The sequence below is a fragment of the Aeromonas sp. 19NY04SH05-1 genome, from assembly GCF_040581895.1.
Classification (GTDB): domain Bacteria; phylum Pseudomonadota; class Gammaproteobacteria; order Enterobacterales; family Aeromonadaceae; genus Aeromonas; species Aeromonas enteropelogenes.
On the sequence record NZ_CP095328.1, the window covers coordinates 239,576 to 262,406 of the forward strand.

Genomic DNA, 22,831 nt, shown 5'->3' on the forward strand with positions numbered 1-22,831 from the left:
GGATTTAAATGGACTGCGTGTCCGGGTTTAGACGGAGTAGTACAGCTCGAACTCCAGCGGGTGCGGGGTCATGCGCACGCGGTCAACGTCCTGCTGCTTCAGCTCCAGGTAGGAGTCGATGAAGTCGTCGCTGAACACGCCACCACGGGTCAGGAACTCGCGATCGCTGTTCAGGGCTGCCAGGGCTTCGTCCAGAGAACCGGCCACGGTCGGCACTTCTGCAGCTTCTTCCGGCGGCAGGTCGTACAGGTTCTTGTCCATGGCATCGCCCGGATGGATCTTGTTGATGATACCGTCCAGACCGGCCATCAGTTGGGCTGCAAACGCCAGGTACGGGTTGGCAGCCGGGTCCGGGAAGCGCACTTCGATACGACGGGCTTTCGGGCTCGGTACCACAGGGATACGGATGGACGCTGAGCGGTTGCGGGCGGAGTAGGCCAGCATGACCGGGGCTTCATAGCCCGGCACCAGACGCTTGTAAGAGTTGGTGGTCGGGTTGGCGAAGGCGTTGATGGCCTTGGCGTGCTTGATGATGCCGCCGATGTAGTGCAGCGCCATCTCGGACAGACCACCGTACAGGTCGCCGGCGAACAGGTTAACGCCGTTCTTGGCCAGGGACTGGTGGCAGTGCATGCCGGAGCCGTTGTCACCGAACATGGGTTTCGGCATGAAGGTGACGGTCTTGTTGTAGGCGTGAGCCACGTTGTGGATCACGTACTTCAGTACCTGTACTTCGTCAGCCTTCAGGGTAAGGGTGTTGAAGCGGGTCGCGATCTCGTTCTGACCGGCAGTGGCCACTTCGTGGTGATGCGCTTCAACAACCTGGCCCATCTCTTCCAGCACCAGACACATGGCTGCACGGATGTCCTGGGAGGAGTCAACCGGGGCAACCGGGAAGTAGCCACCCTTGACGAAGGGACGGTGACCCTTGTTGCCGTGCTCGTAGTTGGTACCAGAGTTCCAGGCAGCTTCTTCGGATTCGATCTTCACGAAGCTGTGACCCATGGTGTTGGAGAAGGTGATGTTGTCGAACATGAAGAATTCCGGCTCCGGCCCGAACAGCACTGTGTCGGCGATGCCGCTGGACTTCAGGAAATCTTCGGCGCGCTTGGCGATGGAGCGCGGGTCGCGGTCATAACCCTGCATGGTGGCAGGTTCCAGCACGTCACAGACGATGTTCAGAGTGGTCTCTTCGGTGAAGGGATCCAGTTTGGCGGAGGCCGGGTCCGGCATCAGTACCATGTCGGACTCGTTGATGCCCTTCCAGCCGCCGATGGAAGAACCATCGAACATCTTGCCGTCTTCGAAGAAATCTTCATCAACCTGATGAGCAGGGATGGATACGTGCTGCTCTTTACCCTTGGTGTCGGTAAAGCGCAGATCAACAAACTTGACTTCGTGTTCCTGGATCAGGGCCAAAACGTTCTGGGCTGACATGCTAAGTAACCTCCGGTGTTAAAACTCTTTTGGGTGAATGCGTCGTCGTATTCACATAAGCCAGTATCGTGCCAAGTTTGTGACAGCTTGATTTCAGGGCAGTCCCGGCAGGATGGCTCCCCAAAAGTAGGCGCTTTCGCGTCGGAATGCATCAAATTAGTGCGCCACTGGATCGTTTTGGTGCACTGAAATGGTGCGCAATAATGGAGTCACGAGACGCCCAAGCAGGCTTTGTGGGACGGGTCTATGATCCAGATCCGTTGATGTGCGCGAATGTACTGCAATTCTGCTAGGCAGATCACAAAGGCGAGAGTACAATTAGCGCCCAATTTTACCCGGTGTATTGAGGCGAGAATGTTAGATAATTTACGCAATATTGCGATTATTGCGCACGTTGACCACGGCAAAACCACGCTGGTGGACAAGCTGCTGCAGCAGTCCGGTACCCTGGACCGCTCCACGGAAGGTCAGGAACGGATCATGGACTCCAATGATCTGGAACGGGAACGTGGCATCACCATTCTCGCCAAGAACACTGCGATCCGCTGGAACGACTACCGCATCAACATCGTGGATACCCCGGGTCACGCCGACTTCGGTGGTGAAGTTGAGCGCGTACTCTCCATGGTTGACTCCGTGCTGCTGCTGGTTGACGCGGTAGACGGCCCTATGCCGCAGACCCGTTTCGTGACCCAGAAGGCATTTGCCCAGGGTCTGAAGCCGATCGTGGTGATCAATAAGGTTGACCGTCCGGGTGCCCGTCCTGACTGGGTAATGGATCAAGTATTCGACCTGTTCGACAACCTGGGTGCCACCGACGAACAGCTGGACTTCAAAGTTGTTTACGCCTCTGCACTGAACGGTTGGGCCACCATGGATCTGGACACTCCGTCCGAGAACATGGAACCCCTGTTCCAGGCCATCGTCGACAACGTGGAAGCGCCGAAAGCTGACACCAACGGCGCATTCCAGATGCAAATCTCCCAACTGGACTACAACTCCTACGTGGGCGTTATCGGTATCGGCCGCATCACACGCGGTCGCGTCAAGACCAACCAGCAGGTGACCGTGGTTGGCGCCGATGGCAAGACCCGCAATGGCAAGGTTGGCCAGGTGCTGGGTTACCTGGGTCTGTCCCGTACCGAAGTGACCGATGCGCAAGCGGGCGACATCATCGCTATCACAGGTCTGGGCGAGCTGAAGATCTCCGACACCATCTGCGACACCGGTGCCGTTGAAGCGCTGCCGCCACTCTCCGTTGACGAGCCGACCGTGAACATGACCTTCCAGGTCAACACCTCCCCGTTCGCTGGTAAAGAAGGCAAGTTCGTGACCTCCCGCAACATCCTGGAGCGTCTGAACCAGGAACTGGTCCACAACGTGGCCCTGCGCGTGGAAGAGACCGATGATCCGGACAAGTTCCGCGTATCCGGTCGTGGTGAGCTGCACCTCTCCATCCTGATCGAAAACATGCGTCGCGAAGGCTACGAGCTGGCGGTATCCCGCCCGGAAGTTATCCTGCGCACCGTCGATGGCGAACTGCAAGAACCGTTCGAAACCGTCACCGTGGACGTGGAAGAAGCGCACCAGGGTTCCGTCATGGAGCAACTGGGTCTGCGTAAAGGCGAAATGACCAACATGACCCCGGATGGCAAGGGCCGTGTTCGCCTCGACTTCATGATCCCGAGCCGTGGCCTGATCGGCTTCCAGACCGAGTTCATGACCCTGACCTCAGGTACCGGTCTGCTGTACCACACCTTCGACCACTACGGTCCGCACAAGGGTGGCAACATCGGTGAGCGTCAGAACGGCGTGCTGATCTCCAACGCAACCGGCAAGGCCCTGACCTACGCCCTGTTCGGTCTGCAGGACCGTGGTCGTCTGTTCATCGGTCACGCGACCGAAGTGTACGAAGGCCAGGTGATCGGTATCCACTCCCGCTCCAACGACCTGACCGTCAACTGCCTGAAGGGCAAACAGCTGACCAACATGCGTGCCTCCGGTACCGACGAAGCCCAGGTGCTGACTCCGCCGATCCGCATGTCTCTGGAACAGGCCCTCGAGTTCATCGACAACGACGAACTGGTAGAAGTGACTCCGAAGAGCATCCGCATTCGCAAGAAGTTGCTGACCGAGCTGGATCGCAAGCGCGCCGGCCGTGGTTGATATGATGCGTTGAGTGGCCATGGCCACTCCATGCAGGCAAGCGGGCCCAAACCTCTGGTTTGGGCCCGCTTTTATTGTCTGGCACTGCTCTGTTCAACCTATGCATTACTGATGGCGAGGCAGGGCAGTGGATAAACAAAAGCCGCGGGTCGTGAGACTCGCGGCTTTTTCATTGCTTCGTCGGTAGCGCTTACTGGCGCCAGAATGAGGGGAAGAAGAGCACGGCGACGGTCAGGATCTCGAGGCGCCCCAACAGCATACCGAACGACATCAACCACTTGGCCGAATCGGGCAGGCTGGCGAAGTTGGTGCTGGGACCGACCACAGGTCCCATCCCGGGACCCACGTTGGCCACCGCCGTGATGGCGCTGGAGATGGCGGTGAGCGGGTCCAGCCCGATGGCGCCGAGCAAGGCGGCGATCACCAGTATGATGGCGAAGTAGGCCAGCACGAAGGAGATCATGGAGCGGATGATGGCGTCATTGACGGTGCGGCCGTTGTATTTCTGTGGAAACACGGCGGAGGGGTGCATCAGCTGGCGCATCTGCTTCTTGAACAGGGCGAAGGCAACCTGAATACGGAATATCTTCAGGCCCCCCGCCGTCGAGCCGGAGCAGGCCCCCAGCGCCAGCAGCACGATGAAGAGAATGCTGGTGAGCGGCCCCCAGGTGCCGAAGTCGCCGAGGCCGTAACCCGTGGTGGTGAGTACAGAGACGATATTGAAGCTGCTGATGCGCAGGGCGTCCCAGAAATCGAATACGTCCCGCTGCCACAGGTAGAGGGTCATGATGAGGGTGACCCAAACTACCAGCCAGAAGAAGCCCAGCACCTGGGCATCCTTGAACAGGCTGTAGTCCCTGTGATTGAGGCTCTGCACATAAAGCAGGAAGGGCAGGCCGCCCAGGAACATGAAGACGGTACCGATCCAGTGGGCAGAGGGGGAGAAGTGGGACATGGATTGGTCAGAAGTGGAGTAGCCGCCGGTACTCAGGGTAGTCATGGCGTGATTGACCGCCTCAAACATGGTCATGCCGCTCGCCCAGTAGGCCATGAAGCAGAGCATGGAGAGCACCAGATAGACCACGACGATATTGTTGGCCACCGTTTTAGCGCGCGGAGCGCTCTTGTCGGACCAATCCGAGCTTTCGGTCTGGAACAGCTTCATGCCACCGACGTTGAGGTAGGGCAGTACTGCTACCGCCATCACGATGAAACCGACCCCGCCGAGCCACTGCAGGATGGATCGCCACAACAGGATGCTGTGGGCCATGTTGTCGAGCCCGGAGAGCACGGTGGAGCCGGTGGTGGTCACTCCCGACATGGTCTCGAAGTAGGCGTCAGCAAACGTGATGTGAGTGATGAAAACGAACGGCAAGGCGCCGAAGACGCAGGCCACCACCCAGACCGAGGTGGTGAGCAGAAACATCTCCCGTACGCCGAGGTGAAACTCCGCCTTGCGACCATAGTGGAGGCAGAGCAGGGCGGCGCCATGGGTGATGAGCACCGACTTGAGAAATTCGACGAAGCCTTCGGAGCCGGTCAGCAGTGCCAGCAGGGTGGGCAGCCACATGAAGAGCGCCAGCTTGGAGAGCACCAGTCCGAGGGTGAAGATGATAGGTCGCAGCTTGATCATGCCGGATAACCTGGTCGTTGATTAAAAAAAGACCCGGACCATTCCCTTGGAGGAAGCAGGCCGGGTCGGATTTGGCTGTCTGTACGCATTTGAACGTTACAGGAAGAAGGGGCTTGGCTGGAACAGTCGCTCCACTTCCGGAATGTACTTCTTGTCCACCAGGAACATGACCACATGGTCATCTTGCTGGATCTGCGTGCGGTCGTGGGCGATCAGTACTTCATCTCCTCGCACCACGGCACCGATAGTGGTGCCGGGCGGCAGTTTGAGTTCGCCTACCGTCTTGCCCACCACCTTGGAGGTGTTCTCGTCGCCGTGGGCGATGGCCTCAATGGCCTCGGCGGCACCGCGGCGCAGGCTGTAGACGTTGGCGATATCGGCCCGTCGCACGTGGGTCAGCAGGGCCGAGATGGTGGCCTGCTGGGGCGAGATGGCGATGTCGATGGAGCCACCCTGCACCAGATCCACGTAGGCACCGCGCTGGATCAGTACCATGGTCTTCTTGGCGCCCATCTTCTTGGCGAGCAGGGCCGACATGATATTGGCCTCGTCCTCGTTGGTCACCGCGATGAAGACGTCGATCTGGTCGATGTGCTCCTCGGCCAGCAGCTCCTGATCCGCCGCATCGCCGCAGAAGACGATGGTGTTCTCCAGCAACTCGGAGAGTTGCTCGGCCCGCTTCAGGTTGCGCTCGATGAGCTTGACGCTATAGCGCTTCTCCAGCTGGCGAGCGAGGCCGGCGCCGATATTGCCGCCCCCGACGATCATGATGCGCCGGTAGGGGCTCTCGAGTCGCTGCAGCTCCGACATCACGGCACGGATATGGCCGGCGGCGGCGACGAAGAAGACCTCGTCATCCGCTTCTATGATGGTGGTGCCTTGCGGGCGGATGGGGCGTCCCTGACGGAAGATGGCCGCCACCCGGGTCTCGATGTTGGGCATGTGTTCACGCAGGGTGGAGAGGGCATTGCCCACCAGCGGGCCGCCGTAGTAGGCCTTGACCGCCACCAGGCCGACCCGGCCACCGGCGAAATCCACTACCTGCAGAGCCCCCGGATATTCGATAAGGCGCCGCACATAGTCGGTCACCAGTTGCTCGGGGGCGATCAGGTGATCCACCGGCACGGATTCCGGCAAGAACAGACGATCCCGCTCGGTCAGATAGGCCGGTGAGCGGATCCGCGCCACCTTGTTCGGCGTGTTGAACAGGGAGTAGGCCACCTGGCAGGCGATCATATTGGTTTCGTCGCTGTTGGTGACGGCTACCAGCATGTCGGCATCCTGGGCCCCAGCCTCGCGCAGCACCTTGGGGTGGGCGCCGTGGCCATTAACCACCCGCAGATCGAACTTGTCCTGCAACTCGCGCAGCCGCTCGCTGTCGGTGTCGACGATGGTGATGTCGTTGTTCTCCCCGGCCAGGTTCTCGGCCAGAGTGCCGCCGACCTGGCCGGCGCCCAAAATGATGATCTTCATACGGACCGTTTACTCACGTTGGTGCGGTAAAAGGGGCCGCCAGCACAGGCCAGGCGGGACTCCCGAATGATGCCGGACTGCCGGGCTCACTGCTTGATCAGCTTGGCATAGTAGAAGCCGTCCATTTCGGCCTCGCCCGGCAGGAACTGACGCCCCGGGCACTCCGGCGTGTCCTCTGCGTGCAGTGGTACCAGGGTGGCATCCGGCGTCGCCGCCAGGAAGGCGCGGATCTGTTCGCGATTCTCCTCCGGCAGTACGGAGCAAGTTGCGTAGAGCAGGGTACCGCCGCTCTTCAGCTTTGCCCAGAGTGCGTTGAGGATGCGGCGCTGCAGCTCGGCCAGTTCACGGATGTCCTGATCCCGGCGCAGCCACTTGATGTCGGGGTGACGGCGGATGACGCCGGTCGCGGAGCATGGGGCATCCAGCAGGATGCGATCAAACTGCCCCTCTGGCCACCACTGTTCCGGTGCGCTGGCATCGCCGTGGATCACTTGGGCGGTGAGGCCGATACGCTCCAGGTTTTCCCGTACCCGAGTCAGGCGGTGTTCGTCGGCATCTACCGCGACGACGCCTGCCAGCTTGGGTTGGCGCTCCAGCAGGTGTGCTGTCTTGCCGCCAGGGGCGGCGCAGGCATCGAGCACCCACTCGCCCGGCTGCGGGTCGAGCAGGGCTGCGGCCTGTTGGGCCGCACCATCCTGTACCGAGCAGTCACCCACCTCGAAACCGGGTAGCTTGGCCACGTCGCAGGGGCGCTCCAGCAGGATGCAGTCCTCACCCTGTTCACCAGCCACCGCATTGATGCCGGCTTCGGCCATGCGTGCCAGCATCTGTTCGCGGCTCTGGCGCTGGCTGTTGTTGCGGATCCACATGGGCGGGCGCTGGTTGTTGGCCTCCATGATGAATTCCCACTCGTCGGGATAGGCCTGACGCAGGCGCTTGGTGAGCCACTCGGGATGACCGAGGCGAATGCTGGGGACGCGGTCGATGCGCAGCAGAATGACTTCGGCGCTGCGCTGAAAGTTGCGCAGCACGCCGTTGATTAGGCCGCGCAGGGAAGAGCCCTTGAGCAGCTTGACGGCATTGACGGTCTCGGCCACAGCGGCGTGAGCCGGAATGCGGGTGTAGATGAGCTGGTAGAGGCCGACCAGGATCAGGTAGTGGAAGATACGGCTCTTGTTCTTGAGCGGTTTGTCCATCATCTCGCCGACCGCCGCATCGAGGCGGGGCAGCCAGCGCAGGGTGCCGTAGCAGAGTTCTTGCAGGAGGGCGCGATCGCGAGGCGCAACCTTCTCTTGAGCAGCAGGCAGTACGGCTGAGAGGGACTGGCCCTGATCCAGCACCTGTTGAATGACTAGAGCGGCCTGTGCACGTGTTTTCATATGATTACCTTAGATGCGCAAGTCGGGGCCTGGGCCCCGCTTGGTTCAATTCAATTGCGTGCCGGGTTCAAACCAGTCGCGGCGAGAGTTGAGCAGATCCGTGACGGACATGGCTTTCTTGCCGGGCGGTTGCAGGGTCAGCAGGCGCAGCACACCCTTGCCGGTGGCGATATCGATCCCCTGCTTATCGGCCTTGAGCAGGGTACCGGCACTCTGGCCGTGTTCGTGCTCGATGACATCGGCCTGCCACACCTTGATGGTCTGGCCGGCGACCTCGCACCAGCTGATGGGCCAGGGATTGAAGGCGCGGATGCAGCGCTCGATGGCAACGGCGTCCATCGTCCAGTCGATGCGGGCCTCTTCCTTGGAGAGCTTCTGGGCATAGTTGGCCAGGGCATCGTCCTGCGGTTCGGCGGTCGTGTTGCCGGCAGCCATGGCATCGACGGTATCGACCAAGGCTTGCGGGCCCAGCTCTGCCAGCTTGTCATAGAGGCTGGTGGAGGTTTCGTCGGCTGCGATGGGGCTGCTCACCTTGCGGATCATGGCGCCGGTATCCAGCCCCACATCCATCTGCATGATGGTCACGCCGGTCTCGGCATCGCCAGCCCAGATGGCTCGCTGAATAGGAGCAGCACCACGCCAGCGCGGCAGCAGGGAGCCATGCACATTGATGCAACCCAGATGCGGGGTATCGAGCACGGCCTTGGGCAAGATCAGGCCATAGGCCACCACGACCATCAGATCGGCGCCCAGTGACGCCAGTTCAGCTTGCGCCTCTTCGTTGCGCAGGGAGGCGGGCTGGTAGACCGGCAGATTATGGGCGAGGGCCAGTTCTTTGACCGGGCTGGCGGTGAGTTTCTGGCCGCGGCCGGCCGGCTTGTCCGGCTGGGTGTAAACGGCGACGACCTCATGGTCGGAAGACAACAACGCCGCCAAGTGACGGGCGGCGAAGTCGGGAGTACCGGCAAAAATCAGTTTCAACTTATTCAATGCAGCAGATCCTCAAAGGGCTTTGCGATCTTCTCGGGCCATTTTTTCCAGCTTTTGGCGGATGCGCTGGCGCTTGAGCGGCGACAGGTAATCCACAAAGAGTTTGCCCATCAGATGATCCATCTCATGCTGGATGCAGATGGCGAGCAGATCGTCGGCCTCCAGTTCAAAGGGCTTGCCGTGACGATCCAGAGCCCGGATCTTGACCTGTTCGAAACGGGGAACCAGAGCCCGGCTGCCCGGGACGGAGAGACAGCCTTCTTCGATACCAGTGCTGCCACTCTGCGCAATTATCTCCGGGTTGATCAATACCAGAGGATGTTCACGGTTTTCAGAGACATCGATCACTATGATGCGCTGATGAATGTCGACCTGAGTCGCGGCCAGGCCAATGCCTTCCTCCGCGTACATGGTTTCGAACATATCATCTACAATCTGTTGTAACTCGGGTGTAAAGGTCTCGACAGGGGCTGCGATCGTACGCAGACGCTCATCGGGGAAACGCAATACATCTAGAATGGCCATAGTTTTTTCTTTAGTTTCGTATAAATGCAGTCAATATTGGCGTAATTCTAGTCATTTACGCCGACAAAAAACAGCAACACTTTGCGCGCAGAAGTAACAGGGAGTGTTATGTATCTGAAGCAAACCATCTTTGCCTGCCTGCTGGCTACCGTGAGTCAGGGCATTCTGGCCGATCAGCTGAAGCTGAAAGCAGGCTACCCCGAGAGCTATGTGGTGCAGAAAGGAGACACTCTGTGGGATATCTCCGGCAAGTATCTGGCCGAGCCCTGGCTCTGGCCCCGTCTCTGGAACATCAATCCGCAGATTGCCAATCCGCACTGGATCTACCCCGGTGATGTGCTGCACCTGAGCTGGGTCAATGGCGAACCACGCTTGGGCAAAGCGACGCAGGGGGGCAAGCAGGTCATCCGCCTCAGCCCCAAGAGCCGCTACGAGAACAAGGCCAACCCGATTCCCACGCTGCCCATCAGCGAGATAGGCCCCTTCCTGCAAACCGATCATATTCTGGCGGATACCCGCCAGCAGAAGAACCTGCCTTATGTGCTGGGGTCGGACAAGAAACATATTGGCATGCTGGAGGGGGATACTCTCTACGTGCAAGGAGACCTAGTGCCGGGCCAGAATTATGGCATCTATCACCCCGGCGTCATCTACAAGGATCGTGAAACGGGTGAGTTGCTAGGTCAGGAAGCGATTTTTGCCGGCACGATCCGTGCCGTGGCCCGCCTGGATGGCAACCGGACCGAGGCAACCCTGACCCATAACCAGCGTGAAGTCATGCAGGGTGACAAGGTGATGGTGTTGCCCGAGCAGGAGAATTTGCCAGCGGTATTTATGCCGAAGGCGGCGCCGACCATGACTCCGGGCTATGTTATCGACTTGCCCAACAAGACCCGTGGCGGTGGCAAATTTGACGTGGTGCTGATCAACAAGGGAAGCCGGGATCTGTTGTCGGCAGGGGATGTGCTGGACATTCGTCGCCCGGGTGCCGGCTTGGTGACCAAGAGTGGCAAAGTACAGTACAAAGAGTTTTCCTCTGTCTATGACAAGCTGTTTCACAGCAACAGCCGCAAAGCGGCTCTGCCTTCTGAAGCCATTGCCAGAGTCATGTTGTTCAAGGTGTATGACAAGCTGAGTTACGGTCTCATCATGCAGAGCAACGACATGGTGAGTTCGGGTTATCAGGTTACCCATTTCTGAGGTGAACTATCCCGACGGGCGGCTGGCCCTCTGGCTGACATTGGAAGCCGTCACGGGGATCGGCCCTGTGACGGCTTCTCGTTTGCTGGAACGGGTGGGTGGCGACATCCTGACATTGTTTGAGAGCGATGAAGCCAGTCTGCATGGCATGGGACTCTCTTCCGAGCAGATCAGACAGTTAAGATGGCCATCACCGGTTGTTGAAGGGGGGCTGAGGTGGGCCTGTGATCCCGGTAATCATCTTGTTCCTCGTGATCATCCGGCCTACCCGGCTTTGCTGGGTGAAATCCCGGCGGCCCCCTTGCTGCTCTATTGTCGTGGTGATTTGTCAGCCCTGGTGTTGCCGCAGCTGGCCATGGTCGGCACCCGTCATCCTACCTATGCCGGTAAAGACAATGCTGCGCGTCTGTGTGCCGAGCTGGTAGCGTGCGGGCTGGCGATAACCTCAGGACTGGCGCTGGGGATCGATGGCATCTGTCATCAGCAGGCCTTGACGAGTGGCGGTGTCACACTTGCCGTATTGGGCTCTGGCCTTGACTGCATCTATCCCAAGCGTCATCAGGGGCTGGCGGTTAATATTCTGGAGCGTGGTGGTTTGCTTGTCTCCGAGTTTGCGCCGGACAAGGGGCCGCTTGCCGAGCATTTTCCTCGCCGTAATCGCATTATCAGCGGCCTCTCTTTGGGGACTCTGGTGGTGGAGGCGACCGAACAGAGTGGCTCGCTGATCACCGCTCGTTATGCGCTTGAGCAGGGGCGCGAGGTTTTTGCGGTTCCCGGTGCCCCTCAAAATGAGCAAGCAGCGGGCTGCAACAGATTAATTCAACAAGGTGCCAAACTTGTGCTGAATGCGGCCGATATAGTGGAAGAGCTACCCATGTTGATGGGAACTTGGCAAAGGCAACGATTGGCCCCTGCGCCACAGATTAATAGCGAATTGCCTTATGCCGATTTGTTGGATAACGTAGGTTATGAGACCACGAGCGTGGATACCGTCGCCGAACGGGCTCAGCTCCCTGTCGAAGTGGTACTGGGCAGGTTGGTGGAGCTGGAACTGGCCGGGGCAGTGATGGCGGTAGCCGGTGGATACGTCAGAACGAGGAGGGCGAATCATGTTTGATGTACTGATGTACCTTTTCGAGACCTACATCCACAGCGATGCAGATGTGATGGTGGAACAGGACGAGCTCACCGACGAGTTGAGCCGTGCCGGTTTCGACAAAGACGAGATCGAAAAAGCGCTCAGCTGGCTGGAGCGGCTGGCCAATCTGCATGATAGCGAGCGGGAGGTGTACGTCACCGCCAGCGCGCAAGGCTCGATACGTATCTACGCTCCGCAAGAGCTGGCTCGCCTCAGCACGGAATGTCGTGGCTTCCTGCTCTTCCTGGAGCAGGCTCAGGTACTGAATGCCGAAACCCGTGAAATCTGCATCGAGCGCCTGCTCGAGCTGGACAAGCCGGATATCGAGCTGGATGACCTGAAATGGGTGGTCATGATGGTGCTGTTCAACGTTCCCGGTAGTGAAAATGCCTATCAGCAGATGGAAGAGCTGGTGTTTGACGAGTCAGACGGCGTCATCCACTGACAGTCCGCCGCCGCGCTGGTAGAATCTGGGGCATCTGGATTTCAAGGCGCGGCACATGTCAAAAATCGATCACCACCTCTTCTCTGCCCATGAGCATGCGTTCGAGCGCGAGCCCTGCCCGCAATGTGGCGCCGAGCTGGTGATCCGTCAGGGCAAACATGGCTTGTTTCTTGGCTGCTCCGCCTACCCTTCCTGCGACTATATCCGCTCCCTGACGCCATCCGGTCGTGATATCGAAAAAGTGCTCGAAGGTTCCGTCTGCCCGGATTGCGGTCATCCCCTGGCGATCAAAAAGGGGCGTTATGGCCTGTTTGTGGGATGCACCCAGTATCCAGCCTGCCAGCATATCGAATCCCTGCAGGAAAGTGATGACACCCAGATCCTGTGTCCTGATTGTGGCAAGGGGCATCTGGTGAGCCGAACCTCTCGCTATGGCAAGCAGTTTTACTCCTGTGATGCTTACCCCCATTGCAAATATGTGGTGAACGACAAACCTATCCCCATGCCATGTCCCGAGTGTGGTTGGGGCATCATGGTAGAGAAAAAAGTGAGGGGTGCGTTGCGCTGGGTGTGCCCGCAAAAGAAATGTGGCCATCAAAGTGAGCGGTTATAAGTCCGCTGCACAACCAGGTTGCAGCATTGCTAGTAAATTCAATCCTTTGGACTAGGGAAATTACCTGCCATACATAGCCCTTCGTTACCGTATCACTGGGTTCTGATCCAACCTTTCCCGTAATGCAGAGTGCTCTCGATAAGCTCAACTCGTTTGAGATCAAGGCTGAAGTCAGCGTCATCTCCGTACTCTGCCAGTCATCTCTCGGTCGGTGACCGACCTAGAGGCCCGTGGCTGCCAGGTCTCAATATGTGCCATTGGCCGGGCGGTTCAGCAGACAGGTCATTGCCGGCATCGCGCCCGCTCCATGATGGGGGTTCCCATCGATAGTGGTTTACTCAAAGAGCTGGTTGCTCAGATGCTGGTGGTGAGGGATGATGCGTGGGCAGCCAAGGGTGTGCCAAACGCCAGCTCAAGGTCGAGGAGATGGTAGCCAGGGATGCCGCACTGCAAGTACGACTCAACGTAGATTAAATGATGTGGCTGTTATCCGATTGGGCGTATTTTCCTCTCTGGAAAATGCAATCACAGCGGTGGCGGTCATGTAACAGGTTTAACCCAATGATGAGGTGGCAGCCCGACTGCCGCATGTATTATGTCCAACGAATTTCAACTCGCCGTTGCCGCCCTTCGCCAGGAAGGGGTGATTGCCTATGCCACCGAGGCCGTATTTGGTCTGGGTTGTGATCCTGATTCCGAGCCGGCGGTCCAGCGCTTGCTGGCCATCAAGCAACGTCCGGTGGAGAAGGGCCTTATCCTGATCGCAGCCGACCTGGCGCAGTTGCAGGATTATATCGACCTGGATCAGCTGAGCGATGAACAGCGCAAACGGGTCGAAGTGAGCTGGCCTGGCCCCTTTACCTGGATCATGCCCGCCAAACCAAATACCCCCTCATGGTTGACTGGCCAATTCGATACTCTGGCTGTTCGGGTGACGGCACATCCTCAGGTGCAGGCCCTGTGCCGTGCTTTTGGCAAACCGCTGGTCTCTACCAGTGCCAACTTGACCGGTGAGGAGCCTGCCCGCCGGGTGGCGGATATTGGAGAATTGCTGGCAAGCCAGCTGGCCTATATTCTGCCCGGAGAAGTTGGTGGTCAGGCGAATCCATCAGAAATCAAGGATGCCAGAACCGGCGCCATCATCCGGGCTTCCTGACCCGGACGGTGAACCTGGCTTGGCTATGACGGGCGTCGAGGGCGCCACAATCGCACAATAACAAGGACAGGGCGAACAGATCCTGCCTCACTGGAGACAAGATGAGCAAACCGGATGTGGCCAAGGTCAAGGCCTTCCTGTTGCAGCTACAGGACGAAATCTGTCGCGGTCTGGAACAGGCCGATGGAACTGGACACTTTGTTGAGGATGCCTGGCTGCGTGAGGGGGGCGGCGGTGGCCGAACCCGGGTGCTGCGTCACGGCGCCGTCATCGAGCAGGGGGGGGTCAACTTCTCCCGCGTGTATGGTGATGCGATGCCGGCATCGGCGACTGCCCATCGTCCCGAGTTGGCGGGGCGCCGGTTCGAAGCCATGGGGGTGTCGCTGGTGATCCACCCGCATAACCCCTATGTGCCGACCAGCCATGCCAATGTCCGGTTTTTCATTGCCGAGAAAGAGGGTGAAGAACCCATCTGGTGGTTTGGGGGCGGTTTCGATCTGACGCCGTTTTATCCGTTCGAAGAGGATGTGTGGCACTGGCATCAGGTATCCCATGAGCTTTGCCAGCCCTTTGGCGAGGAGATTTACCCCGAGTTCAAGGCGTGGTGTGACCGCTATTTCTATCTCAAGCATCGCAACGAGACACGTGGGGTAGGAGGCCTCTTCTTCGATGACTTGAATCGTTGGCCGTTTGCCGACTGTTTCGCCTTCATGCAGGCGGTGGGCCGAGGCTATCTCGAGGCTTATCTGCCGATTGTCGAGCGACGCAAGGCCTTGCACTATGGTGAGCGGGAGCGAGAATTCCAGCTCTACCGACGTGGCCGCTATGTAGAGTTCAACCTGGTTTATGACCGTGGCACTTTGTTCGGGTTGCAGACAGGGGGGCGCACCGAATCCATCCTGATGTCGATGCCGCCTCTGGCGCGCTGGGAATATGACTGGCAGCCTGCTGCAGGTAGCCCGGAGGCCCTGCTCTACAGCGATTACCTCACGCCTCGAGAGTGGCTGTGACAAAAGGGGCCGCCTGCGGCCCCTTTCTGTTGCCGAGATTCGGCTTGTCCCTGAGAGGGAAAACCCGTTAAATCGGGACATCGCCCTCTGCTGGAATGCTTTGATGGATCATTATCTGGTTTTTGGCCACCCGGTGCGCCATAGCAAATCTCCCTTCATCCACACCCTGTTTGCCAGACAGACTCAACAAGAGTTGGAGTACGGGCTGGCCGAGCCTGCCGTCGATCAATTTGCCGCGGCCTTGCACGATTTTTTTGTCCAGGGGGGCAAGGGGTGCAACGTCACGGTGCCATTTAAAGAGCAGGCGTTCGCATTGGTGAATCAACTGAGCCCTCGGGCCAAGCGGGCCGGGGCCGTCAATACCATCAAGCTGACTGACGATGGTGTGTTGCTTGGAGACAATACCGACGGCGCCGGCCTGGTAGCCGACCTGAAATCCCATGGGGTGTCTCTGGCTGGTTGCCGGATCTTGTTGCTGGGTGCAGGTGGCGCGGCTCGTGGGGTCTTGGCGCCGTTATTGGCAGAACAACCACGCGAACTGGTGATTGCCAACCGTACTCACGCCAGAGCCGAACAGCTGGCTGCCGAGTTTAGTGATTTGGGCACGGTAACGGCGCAAACTTATGAACAGCTGAGCGGATCTTTCGATCTTGTCATCAATTCAACCTCTGCCAGTTTGCAAGGTGAGTTGCCTCCGCTGTCGCCTGCCCTGATCCATGCTGAAATCGCCATCTATGACATGATGTATGGTGCTACGGACACCCCATTCATCGCCTGGGCCAGGCAACAGGGGGCCCGTCATACCATGGACGGACTGGGCATGCTGGTGGAGCAAGCTGCAGAAGCGTTCACCGTGTGGCGTGGCATCCGGCCAGGTACTAAACAAGTATTGAGAGAGCTGAAGCGTAATCTGGGGATCCTATGAACCAAGGTATTCTTTTTCCCGACTTGATGGAGTGGCAAGCTCAAGAGCAGCGGGTGCACTTCCCGGCCCAGCAGATGGGTGCGCTGATCAATTGCTACATCAGCCGCCGCAGACTGGAGAAAATGACCGGGCTTGTACTGACGAAGGAAGATGACATAGTGCGGGCATTCGAAAGTGTGCGCTTTGACATTGAGGATATAGCGGAAAAACTCATTGAAGAACAAGAGTTTGGCGAAGATGGCGCCATCTATCTTTGATTTTTTCAAGTTTTTTTTCTTTGCGTCGGAACTTCCATGGCCCGCCGTGGACTAACTAGATAGTTGAGGAAGTGCTAGCTAGTCACCTTTATAACTCCCCGGTATTCGTACTGGGGATTTTTTTATCTAAATGAAAAATAAAGATTTTTTGTCCAATCTTGGGTTTGGAATTTAATTACATAAATTCCTTTCACTTTTTGCTGCTTTGTTGTACGATTCTAGATGTAGGGTACAGAGGTAAGATGTTCTATCTTTCAGACCTTTTATTTCACGTAATTGAATGTGGCTGAATAGCAGCCCCGATGAGATTCTCGTCGGGGTGTTTTTTTATACGCAGCTTTTAGAGTAAATGCTTTAATTTCTCAGTGCATTTGTTAGAATGAGGTGCTTCTTGAGGAAATACCTATCGTCGTGGTTCTCAAGAATCAGCTTCTTCCCAATTTTTTGAACTTCTTGTTTCAGGCCGGGTGACAGCACTGTCATTCGGCCTCATTTTTATCCCGTCTCGTGCGTGCAATGTAATTAAATTACAATATTGTCTTTTTAGGTGATTTTATTACTTCTTGCACGCACCAGTGTGAAAACGATATCAGAATTTTGAAAGGTTAATTCTCTTTGAGAATTAAATCTCTATCTATCTGATAATTAAGGATGACTCTGTTGATGCGAGTAAGGGATGGGGATGGGGAGAAAGAATGGAGAGAAAATATCAATCTGAAACCCTTTCAATCAGCGGAGGGGGATCTCCGCCAATTGCAAGGAAAGACGAGGAGCGGATTACTCCTCGCTAGACTCCTGTTCGTCGGCATCGACGAGACCTTCATCCGCACCAGCCAGATACCAGTCGGTCAGGGTTTTCGCCAGCTTTTCTACGCCGATATTGCTGAGTGACGAGAAGGCTTCCACCTGGATCTGCGGGCCTAGGCTGGCAACAGCTTGACGTACCTTGATCACCTGATTGTTGCGGGGACCCGGGCTCAATTTGTCCGCCTTGGTCAGCAACAGCATCACCGGCAGCTCGCGGTGAGTACTCCACTCCAGCATATTCATATCGGTGTCTTTGAGCGGGTGGCGAATGTCCATCAGGATTACCAGTCCTTTCAATGACTCACGACGCTGCAGATACTCTGCCAGTGATTTTTGCCACTTGAGCTTCATTTCCAGCGGAACCTGGGCATAACCGTAGCCTGGCAGGTCGACCAGACGTTTGCCCGGTTCCAGTTCGAACAGGTTGATGAGCTGGGTACGGCCCGGGGTCTTACTGGTCCGAGCCAGGTTCTTGTGTTTGGTCAAGGTGTTCAAAGCAGATGACTTGCCGGCATTGGAACGGCCTGCAAACGCGATCTCGACACCCCCATCATTTGGCAGGTGACGGATGTCGGGTGCGCTGGTCACAAAATGCACCTTATTGAAATTCAGAATTTGTGTATCCAACGTAAATTCCCTATGGAGATAGAGGGTTATGGAGTTACTTTTTTGTAAAATAGTGTAAAATGGCGTCGCTTAAACGCGTTTATTTTAACATGCCTTCAGCGGCATGGGATCTGGAAGCCTAATAACGAAAAGTTGGAACGCCATGAAGAACCTAGTCATTACTCTTGCTCTGATGGTTGGCGTAACGGGGATGGCACAAGCCACAGGCGATGCCGCTGCGGGACAGACCAAGGCTGCCGTTTGTGCGGCGTGTCATGGACCGGACGGAAACAGCCTGGTTGATATGTACCCCAAAATTGCTGGTCAGCACGCATCATATATCAAAAAGCAGTTGATTGAACTCAAGGCAGCCGCTTCCGGCCAAACTGGTCGGGTCGCGCCCGTGATGGGGCCGATGGCATTGCCTTTGTCTGAACAGGACATGGATGACCTGGCGGCTTATTTCTCCAGCCAGAAGGTGACGCCGATCGCCGTCCCTGACGATGTCGTCGAAGCAGGCAAGGCTCTCTATATGGGAGGCGACTTGAGTCGTGGTTTGGCTGCCTGTACCGCCTGTCATGGTCCGCGTGGTTCCGGAGTCGAGCAGGCCAAGTATCCGAATCTGTCCGGGCAGCATCCGGCCTACATCAAGGATCAGTTGACCAAGTTCCGTGCTGGCACTCGGGATAACGATCCGAATGGCATGATGCGCGATGTGGCCAAGAAACTGACCGATCAAGATATCGATGTGTTGTCCAAGTATATTGCCGGACTGCACTGATTAAACGATCTCACCATAGAGTTGCATAACGGGGAGCTTCTGCTCCCCGTTGTTTTTGCTTTCACCTTCCCATTCTCGTAATAGTCCTTGCTGTTTGTAAGAGATCTTCCATGTATTGGGTCGGCCAAGGCTCAAATATTTCTGTGGAATTTAAAATAATCTCAATTAATCATGCAGTTAAATTGCAAGTTCACTTTTCTGATGTGTTGAGGTGGTGCCTGAGTGATTGAGCTGCTCTAAGGTATTGATACCATTAACGCAAAGGATTTCTCCGAAAGGCTCATTGCAGGATGCTGTGATCACAGGATGTCAGGCATGGTGGACGCCATGGGCTCTTTGGAGTCGGCAAGGGATTGAAGGATCAGGATGGTGACCATCTCCGGAGCGGGATGGGGGGGGCGGGATGCGCATTCTCCTTCGCGATAACAGGATGTTGTCGGCGTGGGTCAAGCAAGCACACGCACATTCAGGACGACTCAATAACAAGGTCAGGAAGACCCTACCCGGATATGATGCGATCATTTGCCGTTACGGACGGATGAAATACGCGGTCTTGCCATTTCGGGAGGTGTTCGCATACACATATCAAGGCAGCTTCGGCTGCCTTTTTTCTGTTGGGTCATTAACCCGGCCCGCCATTCTGTGTCAAAATACCAGCAATATGCCCAGAGGATACCGATCCTGCGGTGTTCAGTGGCCTGAAAAGGCCGGATTGGTGCGGGTTCCTGCTCTTGTTCCAGCCTCACTGCTCCCCGTATCGTGTCCCGCCGGGTGACACCACCCCGGATAGGGTTCAAACCAAGTTATTTTCGGAGTTAGCCATTCATGTCTGCCAAACAACCCACTCGCAAGCCTACTGGCAAGCGCAAAGAATCAGAAGCCAGTGCTCAGGAAGGTCGTGAGCGTAAACGGGCTGCCAAACGCAAGGGGCTGAAGGCGGGCTCTCGCCAGCAGGTCGAACAGCAAGGCAAAAAATCCGGCGCCAAACAGGCAAAAGATCCCCGTATCGGCTCTCGCAAGCCGATTGCTCTGATTGTTGAAGAGAAGAGCATCAAGGCGGCAGCATCCAAGCCGGTGAAAGAGAAGAAGCTGGCGATGACTCCGGAGCAAGAACTGGCGGCCATCGAGAATGATGATCGTCTGAATGCCCTGCTGGATCGTCTCGATGCCGGTGAGACCCTGGATGCTGCCGAGCAGGTATGGGTTGATCAGCGTGTTGATCGTTATCAGGAGCTGATGGATGAACTTGGCATCATCGACAACGACGAGGATGAAGAGGAGTTCTCCTTCGCCGATGAGGAAGCCGAATACGATGAACCTCAGCAGCCGGCTTCTGAAGAGGAGTTGTGGGATCGTTTCACCCAGGTTGATTATCAACCCGAGCCGAAGAAGAAGTGATGAATGGATGGATGCTGGCCGCCCTGTTGGGCGGCCTGATTTTGTCAGGTCTGGCGATTTATGCCGGCATGCTGCTGGCCCGGTTGAAACGGCAGCAAGAGAGACATTTGCAGGCTATCCTGGCGCGTAACGAGCGGATCCTGGATAGCGTGCGAGTGATCGCCCACGCCGTGTTGGAAGGACAGTGTGATTATTCCGAAGGGGCTATTCGCCTGACCAATCTGCTTGATGCCTTGCAGATCAAGGAAGGACGCGCTTTTGCTGCTGAATTTCCGGGCCTTTATGGCCTTTACGAGAAGGTGAAAGAGATGCCGACTCACGAGGCACGCCGTGCGCTCAAACGCAACGAAGTGATGAAGCTGGATCTTGAACGCAGTGGCTATGAAGCCGAGCTGGAGACCCAGATCCTCAAGGATGTCGCCCAGTTGAAAGATCTGCAGTTGAGTCAGTGAGCCATCAATAACAAGAAAAGAGGAAGCGAGCGTGCAAGCAGAACAGATTGTGTGGGATCAGGCCCTGATCGAAAAATACAACTACAGTGGCCCGAGATATACCTCCTATCCTACCGCGCTGGAGTTCAATGAGAGCTTCGGTTACGGCGATTTTGTCCAGGCCGCCAGTCAGTATCCCGAGCGCAATCTGTCGCTCTACGTGCACATCCCTTTCTGCCACAAGCTTTGCTATTACTGCGGTTGCAACAAGGTGATCACTCGCCACCAGCACAAGGCCGATGAATACCTTGATCACCTTGAGCAAGAGATCAAGGCGCAGGCCCCCCTGTTCAAACATCGTCTGGTGACCCAACTGCATTGGGGCGGTGGTACACCAACCTATCTGAACGAGCCCCAAACCCGTCGTTTGATGGGCATGTTGCGCGAACACTTCCGGTTTGCCGAACAGGGGGAGTTCAGCATCGAGGTCGACCCCCGCGAGATCGAACTCACCATGCTGGATGTACTGCGGGAGGTTGGTTTCAACCGCATCAGCCTGGGTGTGCAGGACTTCAACAAGGATGTGCAGCTAGCCGTCAATCGCGAACAGGATAACGACTTTATTCGCGCCATGCTGGAGCGGGCGCGTGAACTCGGTTTTCGTTCTACCAACCTCGACCTTATCTATGGTCTGCCACATCAGGATCAGAGCAGCTTCCATCACACCCTGGAAGAAGTGCTCAAAACGGATCCTGCGCGTCTCTCCATCTTCAATTATGCGCATCTGCCAAGCCGTTTTGCTGCCCAGCGCAAGCTGAAAGAAGAGGATATGCCTGCGCCACAAGAGAAGTTGGCCATGCTGCAGGACACCATCGCCTTCCTGACCGGGCGGGGTTACCAGTTTATCGGCATGGATCACTTTGCCAAACCTGATGACGAGCTGGCCGTAGCCCAGCGTGAAGGCAAGCTGCACCGCAACTTCCAGGGCTATACCACTCAGGGTGACTGTGATCTGTTGGGGTTGGGGGTTTCATCCATCAGTATGATCGGCGATGCCTATTCCCAGAACCAGAAAGAGCTCAAGGCTTATTATGCCCAAGTGAACGAGCTGGGCCATGCCCAGTGGAAGGGATGCTCGCTCAATCGGGATGACCTAATCCGCCGTGAGGTGATCAAGCGGCTGATCTGCGATTTTCGTCTGAACTTTGCTGCGGTAGAGCAAGAGCATGGTCTGGTTTTCAAAGAGTACTTCGCTGATGACCTCAAGCTGTTGCAGACCTTTGTCGACGATGGCCTGGTTCGTATGACCGATGAAGGCCTGGAGGTTTCGTCCACGGGACATCTGCTCATTCGCAACATTTGCATGTGTTTCGATGTCTACTTGCGTAACAAGGCGCGCCAACAGCAGTTTTCGCGGGTGATCTGACAATACACAACGGGCGCCAAAATGGCGCCCGTTGTGTATTTGCGACTGGGAAACACGCTCGATATGGGGTGAGCGGAAAACGCAGACAAAAAGATGGGGGCGACTTGCGTCGCCCCCGGTAGTCGTATCGCTCAGATCCTTGAACGAAGTTGCTCCCTGCAATCCCTGACTGTTTACCTCTTCCTTTAGGTTTCCCCTTCCCAATCCTTTGGGGTGTCCTTTAGCCATCTTGGCCTGACGAGTCATCCTTTCTCGCCGCACTTTCTCCATCCCGGGAGGTGTCCTTTACCACATCCTGTGGTGAGTCCATTTGCCCAACCCTGGCAGCCAGTCTTCCTGACCGACTTCATCGCGTCCGTGCATGAGTAACTATAAGGATTTTCCGGTTGTGTACAACGCCAGGGTGAAAAACGTTTTTATCTTGCTAATTTAAGAAAGTGCTAATGTTTTTGTTTTTTGTATAAAAACAATTGATTAAGTGTGTTGTTGTCATTTTTTAGGATCGCCTTTTCCGATTATTTCGAGGAACTTTTACGGCATTTGCTTACGGCTCGTATGGCAGATCTCTTACATGCAGTGGTTGGTTGCTGGTGCAACCGGATAGGGGGCTTGCCAGGAATGAAGTCAGGAGGGATGCCATAGGTAATGGCGAGGTGAAAGAGGGTATTAAAGTTGCTGGTTCAGTCGCTCATAGATGGTCTGGCGCTCCTCAGGGCTAAGGGAGGCGAAGTAGTGGGTGAAAAGACGCAGCAACAGAGATTTGTTCATGCCATCCTGTTGTGTCAGGCTACCCAGCTCGCTGATGGCCGCCGTACTCATGGAGAAAGTAGCCTTTTTATAGCTGGGTTTAAGGTGTTCACCACGTTCGATGAACGCCAACGCCGAGAGAGCCTCATCCCTGTGCAGGCTCAGTTCCAGGCTGACCACCTTGGGTTTGCCCTTGGCATAGAACTCCGCGTCCTCGATGAACTCGTCGATGGTAAATTTCTTCTGGTGATGCAACTGGTGCTTTTTCTTCAGGTCGGCAAGGCCCAT

Annotated in this window: 21 protein-coding genes; 13 read left to right on the forward strand and 8 right to left on the reverse strand. The window is 56.6% G+C overall.

Going from position 1 to position 22,831, the window contains the following annotated elements:
* Nucleotides 1–27: 27 nt before the first annotated feature.
* Nucleotides 28–1,437: a glutamate--ammonia ligase gene (glnA, locus tag MRK42_RS01130; RefSeq protein ID WP_026456606.1), complete on the reverse strand. Its 1,410-nt coding sequence runs from the start codon at nt 1,435–1,437 to the stop codon at nt 28–30.
* A 354-nt stretch (nt 1,438–1,791) separates the two neighbouring features.
* Between glnA and typA the strand changes: the two genes are divergently transcribed.
* The gene (typA, locus tag MRK42_RS01135; protein ID WP_026456607.1) at nt 1,792–3,603 is read left to right on the forward strand and encodes a translational GTPase TypA; all 1,812 of its coding nucleotides are present in this window, start codon (nt 1,792–1,794) and stop codon (nt 3,601–3,603) included.
* Nucleotides 3,604–3,793: 190 nt separating this feature from the next.
* Here typA and MRK42_RS01140 read toward each other — a convergent pair whose 3' ends face one another.
* From MRK42_RS01140 to def, 5 genes are all read right to left on the reverse strand, one after another.
* Entirely contained in the window at nt 3,794–5,236 is a 1,443-nt protein-coding gene (locus MRK42_RS01140) for a TrkH family potassium uptake protein (protein WP_354688772.1), read from the reverse strand.
* Nucleotides 5,237–5,332: 96 nt separating this feature from the next.
* The gene (gene trkA / locus MRK42_RS01145) at nt 5,333–6,709 is read right to left on the reverse strand and encodes a Trk system potassium transporter TrkA (RefSeq protein ID WP_042025290.1); all 1,377 of its coding nucleotides are present in this window, start codon (nt 6,707–6,709) and stop codon (nt 5,333–5,335) included.
* 86 nt (nt 6,710–6,795) lie between these two features.
* Nucleotides 6,796–8,088, reverse strand: coding sequence for a 16S rRNA (cytosine(967)-C(5))-methyltransferase RsmB (rsmB, locus tag MRK42_RS01150; protein WP_354688773.1), 1,293 nt, complete (start codon nt 8,086–8,088; stop codon nt 6,796–6,798).
* A 45-nt stretch (nt 8,089–8,133) separates the two neighbouring features.
* Nucleotides 8,134–9,078, reverse strand: a complete 945-nt coding sequence (fmt, locus tag MRK42_RS01155) for a methionyl-tRNA formyltransferase (protein WP_354688774.1) — start codon at nt 9,076–9,078, stop codon at nt 8,134–8,136.
* Nucleotides 9,079–9,090: 12 nt separating this feature from the next.
* Entirely contained in the window at nt 9,091–9,603 is a 513-nt protein-coding gene (gene def / locus MRK42_RS01160; protein WP_026456707.1) for a peptide deformylase, read from the reverse strand.
* 108 nt (nt 9,604–9,711) lie between these two features.
* On the opposite strand from def, the gene MRK42_RS01165 reads away from it, so the two are divergent.
* The 8 genes from MRK42_RS01165 to MRK42_RS01200 all read left to right on the forward strand — a co-directional run bounded on the left by MRK42_RS01165 (nt 9,712) and on the right by MRK42_RS01200 (nt 16,347).
* Nucleotides 9,712–10,803 (forward strand): LysM peptidoglycan-binding domain-containing protein, encoded by a 1,092-nt coding sequence (locus MRK42_RS01165; RefSeq protein ID WP_354688775.1) that lies wholly within the window; start codon nt 9,712–9,714, stop codon nt 10,801–10,803.
* A 1-nt stretch (nt 10,804) separates the two neighbouring features.
* Complete coding sequence (gene dprA, locus MRK42_RS01170; protein WP_354688776.1) at nt 10,805–11,920, forward strand: DNA-processing protein DprA; 1,116 nt, start codon at nt 10,805–10,807, stop codon at nt 11,918–11,920.
* Nucleotides 11,913–12,386 (forward strand): DUF494 family protein, encoded by a 474-nt coding sequence (locus tag MRK42_RS01175; RefSeq protein WP_354688777.1) that lies wholly within the window; start codon nt 11,913–11,915, stop codon nt 12,384–12,386. The genes dprA and MRK42_RS01175 overlap by 8 nt, the downstream gene beginning before the upstream one ends.
* A gap of 55 nt (nt 12,387–12,441) precedes the next feature.
* Nucleotides 12,442–12,999, forward strand: a complete 558-nt coding sequence (locus tag MRK42_RS01180; protein WP_082043443.1) for a topoisomerase DNA-binding C4 zinc finger domain-containing protein — start codon at nt 12,442–12,444, stop codon at nt 12,997–12,999.
* A gap of 595 nt (nt 13,000–13,594) precedes the next feature.
* Nucleotides 13,595–14,155 carry an L-threonylcarbamoyladenylate synthase gene (locus MRK42_RS01185; protein ID WP_354688778.1) on the forward strand — a complete coding sequence of 187 codons (561 nt, stop codon included), beginning with the start codon at nt 13,595–13,597 and terminating at the stop codon, nt 14,153–14,155.
* Nucleotides 14,156–14,256: 101 nt separating this feature from the next.
* Nucleotides 14,257–15,165, forward strand: coding sequence for an oxygen-dependent coproporphyrinogen oxidase (gene hemF, locus MRK42_RS01190; protein ID WP_354688779.1), 909 nt, complete (start codon nt 14,257–14,259; stop codon nt 15,163–15,165).
* A gap of 103 nt (nt 15,166–15,268) precedes the next feature.
* Nucleotides 15,269–16,090 carry a shikimate dehydrogenase gene (aroE, locus tag MRK42_RS01195; RefSeq protein ID WP_354688780.1) on the forward strand — a complete coding sequence of 274 codons (822 nt, stop codon included), beginning with the start codon at nt 15,269–15,271 and terminating at the stop codon, nt 16,088–16,090.
* Nucleotides 16,087–16,347 carry a DUF1488 domain-containing protein gene (locus tag MRK42_RS01200; RefSeq protein WP_201942237.1) on the forward strand — a complete coding sequence of 87 codons (261 nt, stop codon included), beginning with the start codon at nt 16,087–16,089 and terminating at the stop codon, nt 16,345–16,347. Before aroE ends, MRK42_RS01200 begins: the two co-directional genes overlap by 4 nt.
* 777 nt (nt 16,348–17,124) lie before the next feature.
* Here the strand turns inward: MRK42_RS01200 and yihA are convergent.
* Entirely contained in the window at nt 17,125–17,781 is a 657-nt protein-coding gene (gene yihA, locus MRK42_RS01205; RefSeq protein ID WP_026456286.1) for a ribosome biogenesis GTP-binding protein YihA/YsxC, read from the reverse strand.
* A gap of 142 nt (nt 17,782–17,923) precedes the next feature.
* On the opposite strand from yihA, the gene MRK42_RS01210 reads away from it, so the two are divergent.
* The 4 genes from MRK42_RS01210 (at nt 17,924) to hemN (ending at nt 21,796) form a co-directional block, all read left to right on the forward strand.
* Nucleotides 17,924–18,541 (forward strand): c-type cytochrome, encoded by a 618-nt coding sequence (locus MRK42_RS01210; RefSeq protein WP_026456285.1) that lies wholly within the window; start codon nt 17,924–17,926, stop codon nt 18,539–18,541.
* Between the two features lie 825 nt (nt 18,542–19,366).
* Nucleotides 19,367–19,939, forward strand: a complete 573-nt coding sequence (gene yihI / locus MRK42_RS01215; RefSeq protein ID WP_224210811.1) for a Der GTPase-activating protein YihI — start codon at nt 19,367–19,369, stop codon at nt 19,937–19,939.
* Between the two features lie 11 nt (nt 19,940–19,950).
* Nucleotides 19,951–20,391 carry a DUF2489 domain-containing protein gene (locus tag MRK42_RS01220; RefSeq protein WP_354689037.1) on the forward strand — a complete coding sequence of 147 codons (441 nt, stop codon included), beginning with the start codon at nt 19,951–19,953 and terminating at the stop codon, nt 20,389–20,391.
* 31 nt (nt 20,392–20,422) lie between these two features.
* Nucleotides 20,423–21,796, forward strand: a complete 1,374-nt coding sequence (gene hemN / locus MRK42_RS01225) for an oxygen-independent coproporphyrinogen III oxidase (RefSeq protein WP_026456282.1) — start codon at nt 20,423–20,425, stop codon at nt 21,794–21,796.
* Nucleotides 21,797–22,462: 666 nt separating this feature from the next.
* On the opposite strand, the gene MRK42_RS01230 is transcribed toward hemN, so the two are convergent.
* A complete protein-coding gene (locus tag MRK42_RS01230) occupies nt 22,463–22,831 on the reverse strand; it encodes a CopG family transcriptional regulator (RefSeq protein WP_354688781.1) in 369 nt (122 codons plus the stop codon).

Coding starts and splice junctions, on each gene's coding strand:
- typA (WP_026456607.1), top strand. CDS start 1,792: ATGTTAGATAATTTACGCAATATTGCGATTATTGCGCACGTTGACCAC.
- aroE (WP_354688780.1), top strand. CDS start 15,269: ATGGATCATTATCTGGTTTTTGGCCACCCGGTGCGCCATAGCAAATCT.
- MRK42_RS01180 (WP_082043443.1), top strand. CDS start 12,442: ATGTCAAAAATCGATCACCACCTCTTCTCTGCCCATGAGCATGCGTTC.
- MRK42_RS01220 (WP_354689037.1), top strand. CDS start 19,951: ATGCTGGCCGCCCTGTTGGGCGGCCTGATTTTGTCAGGTCTGGCGATT.
- MRK42_RS01140 (WP_354688772.1), bottom strand. CDS start 5,236: ATGATCAAGCTGCGACCTATCATCTTCACCCTCGGACTGGTGCTCTCC.
- MRK42_RS01230 (WP_354688781.1), bottom strand. CDS start 22,831: ATGGGCCTTGCCGACCTGAAGAAAAAGCACCAGTTGCATCACCAGAAG.
- def (WP_026456707.1), bottom strand. CDS start 9,603: ATGGCCATTCTAGATGTATTGCGTTTCCCCGATGAGCGTCTGCGTACG.
- glnA (WP_026456606.1), bottom strand. CDS start 1,437: ATGTCAGCCCAGAACGTTTTGGCCCTGATCCAGGAACACGAAGTCAAG.
- hemF (WP_354688779.1), top strand. CDS start 14,257: ATGAGCAAACCGGATGTGGCCAAGGTCAAGGCCTTCCTGTTGCAGCTA.
- MRK42_RS01200 (WP_201942237.1), top strand. CDS start 16,087: ATGAACCAAGGTATTCTTTTTCCCGACTTGATGGAGTGGCAAGCTCAA.
- MRK42_RS01185 (WP_354688778.1), top strand. CDS start 13,595: ATGTCCAACGAATTTCAACTCGCCGTTGCCGCCCTTCGCCAGGAAGGG.
- trkA (WP_042025290.1), bottom strand. CDS start 6,709: ATGAAGATCATCATTTTGGGCGCCGGCCAGGTCGGCGGCACTCTGGCC.
- MRK42_RS01165 (WP_354688775.1), top strand. CDS start 9,712: ATGTATCTGAAGCAAACCATCTTTGCCTGCCTGCTGGCTACCGTGAGT.
- MRK42_RS01175 (WP_354688777.1), top strand. CDS start 11,913: ATGTTTGATGTACTGATGTACCTTTTCGAGACCTACATCCACAGCGAT.
- rsmB (WP_354688773.1), bottom strand. CDS start 8,088: ATGAAAACACGTGCACAGGCCGCTCTAGTCATTCAACAGGTGCTGGAT.
- MRK42_RS01210 (WP_026456285.1), top strand. CDS start 17,924: ATGAAGAACCTAGTCATTACTCTTGCTCTGATGGTTGGCGTAACGGGG.
- yihI (WP_224210811.1), top strand. CDS start 19,367: ATGTCTGCCAAACAACCCACTCGCAAGCCTACTGGCAAGCGCAAAGAA.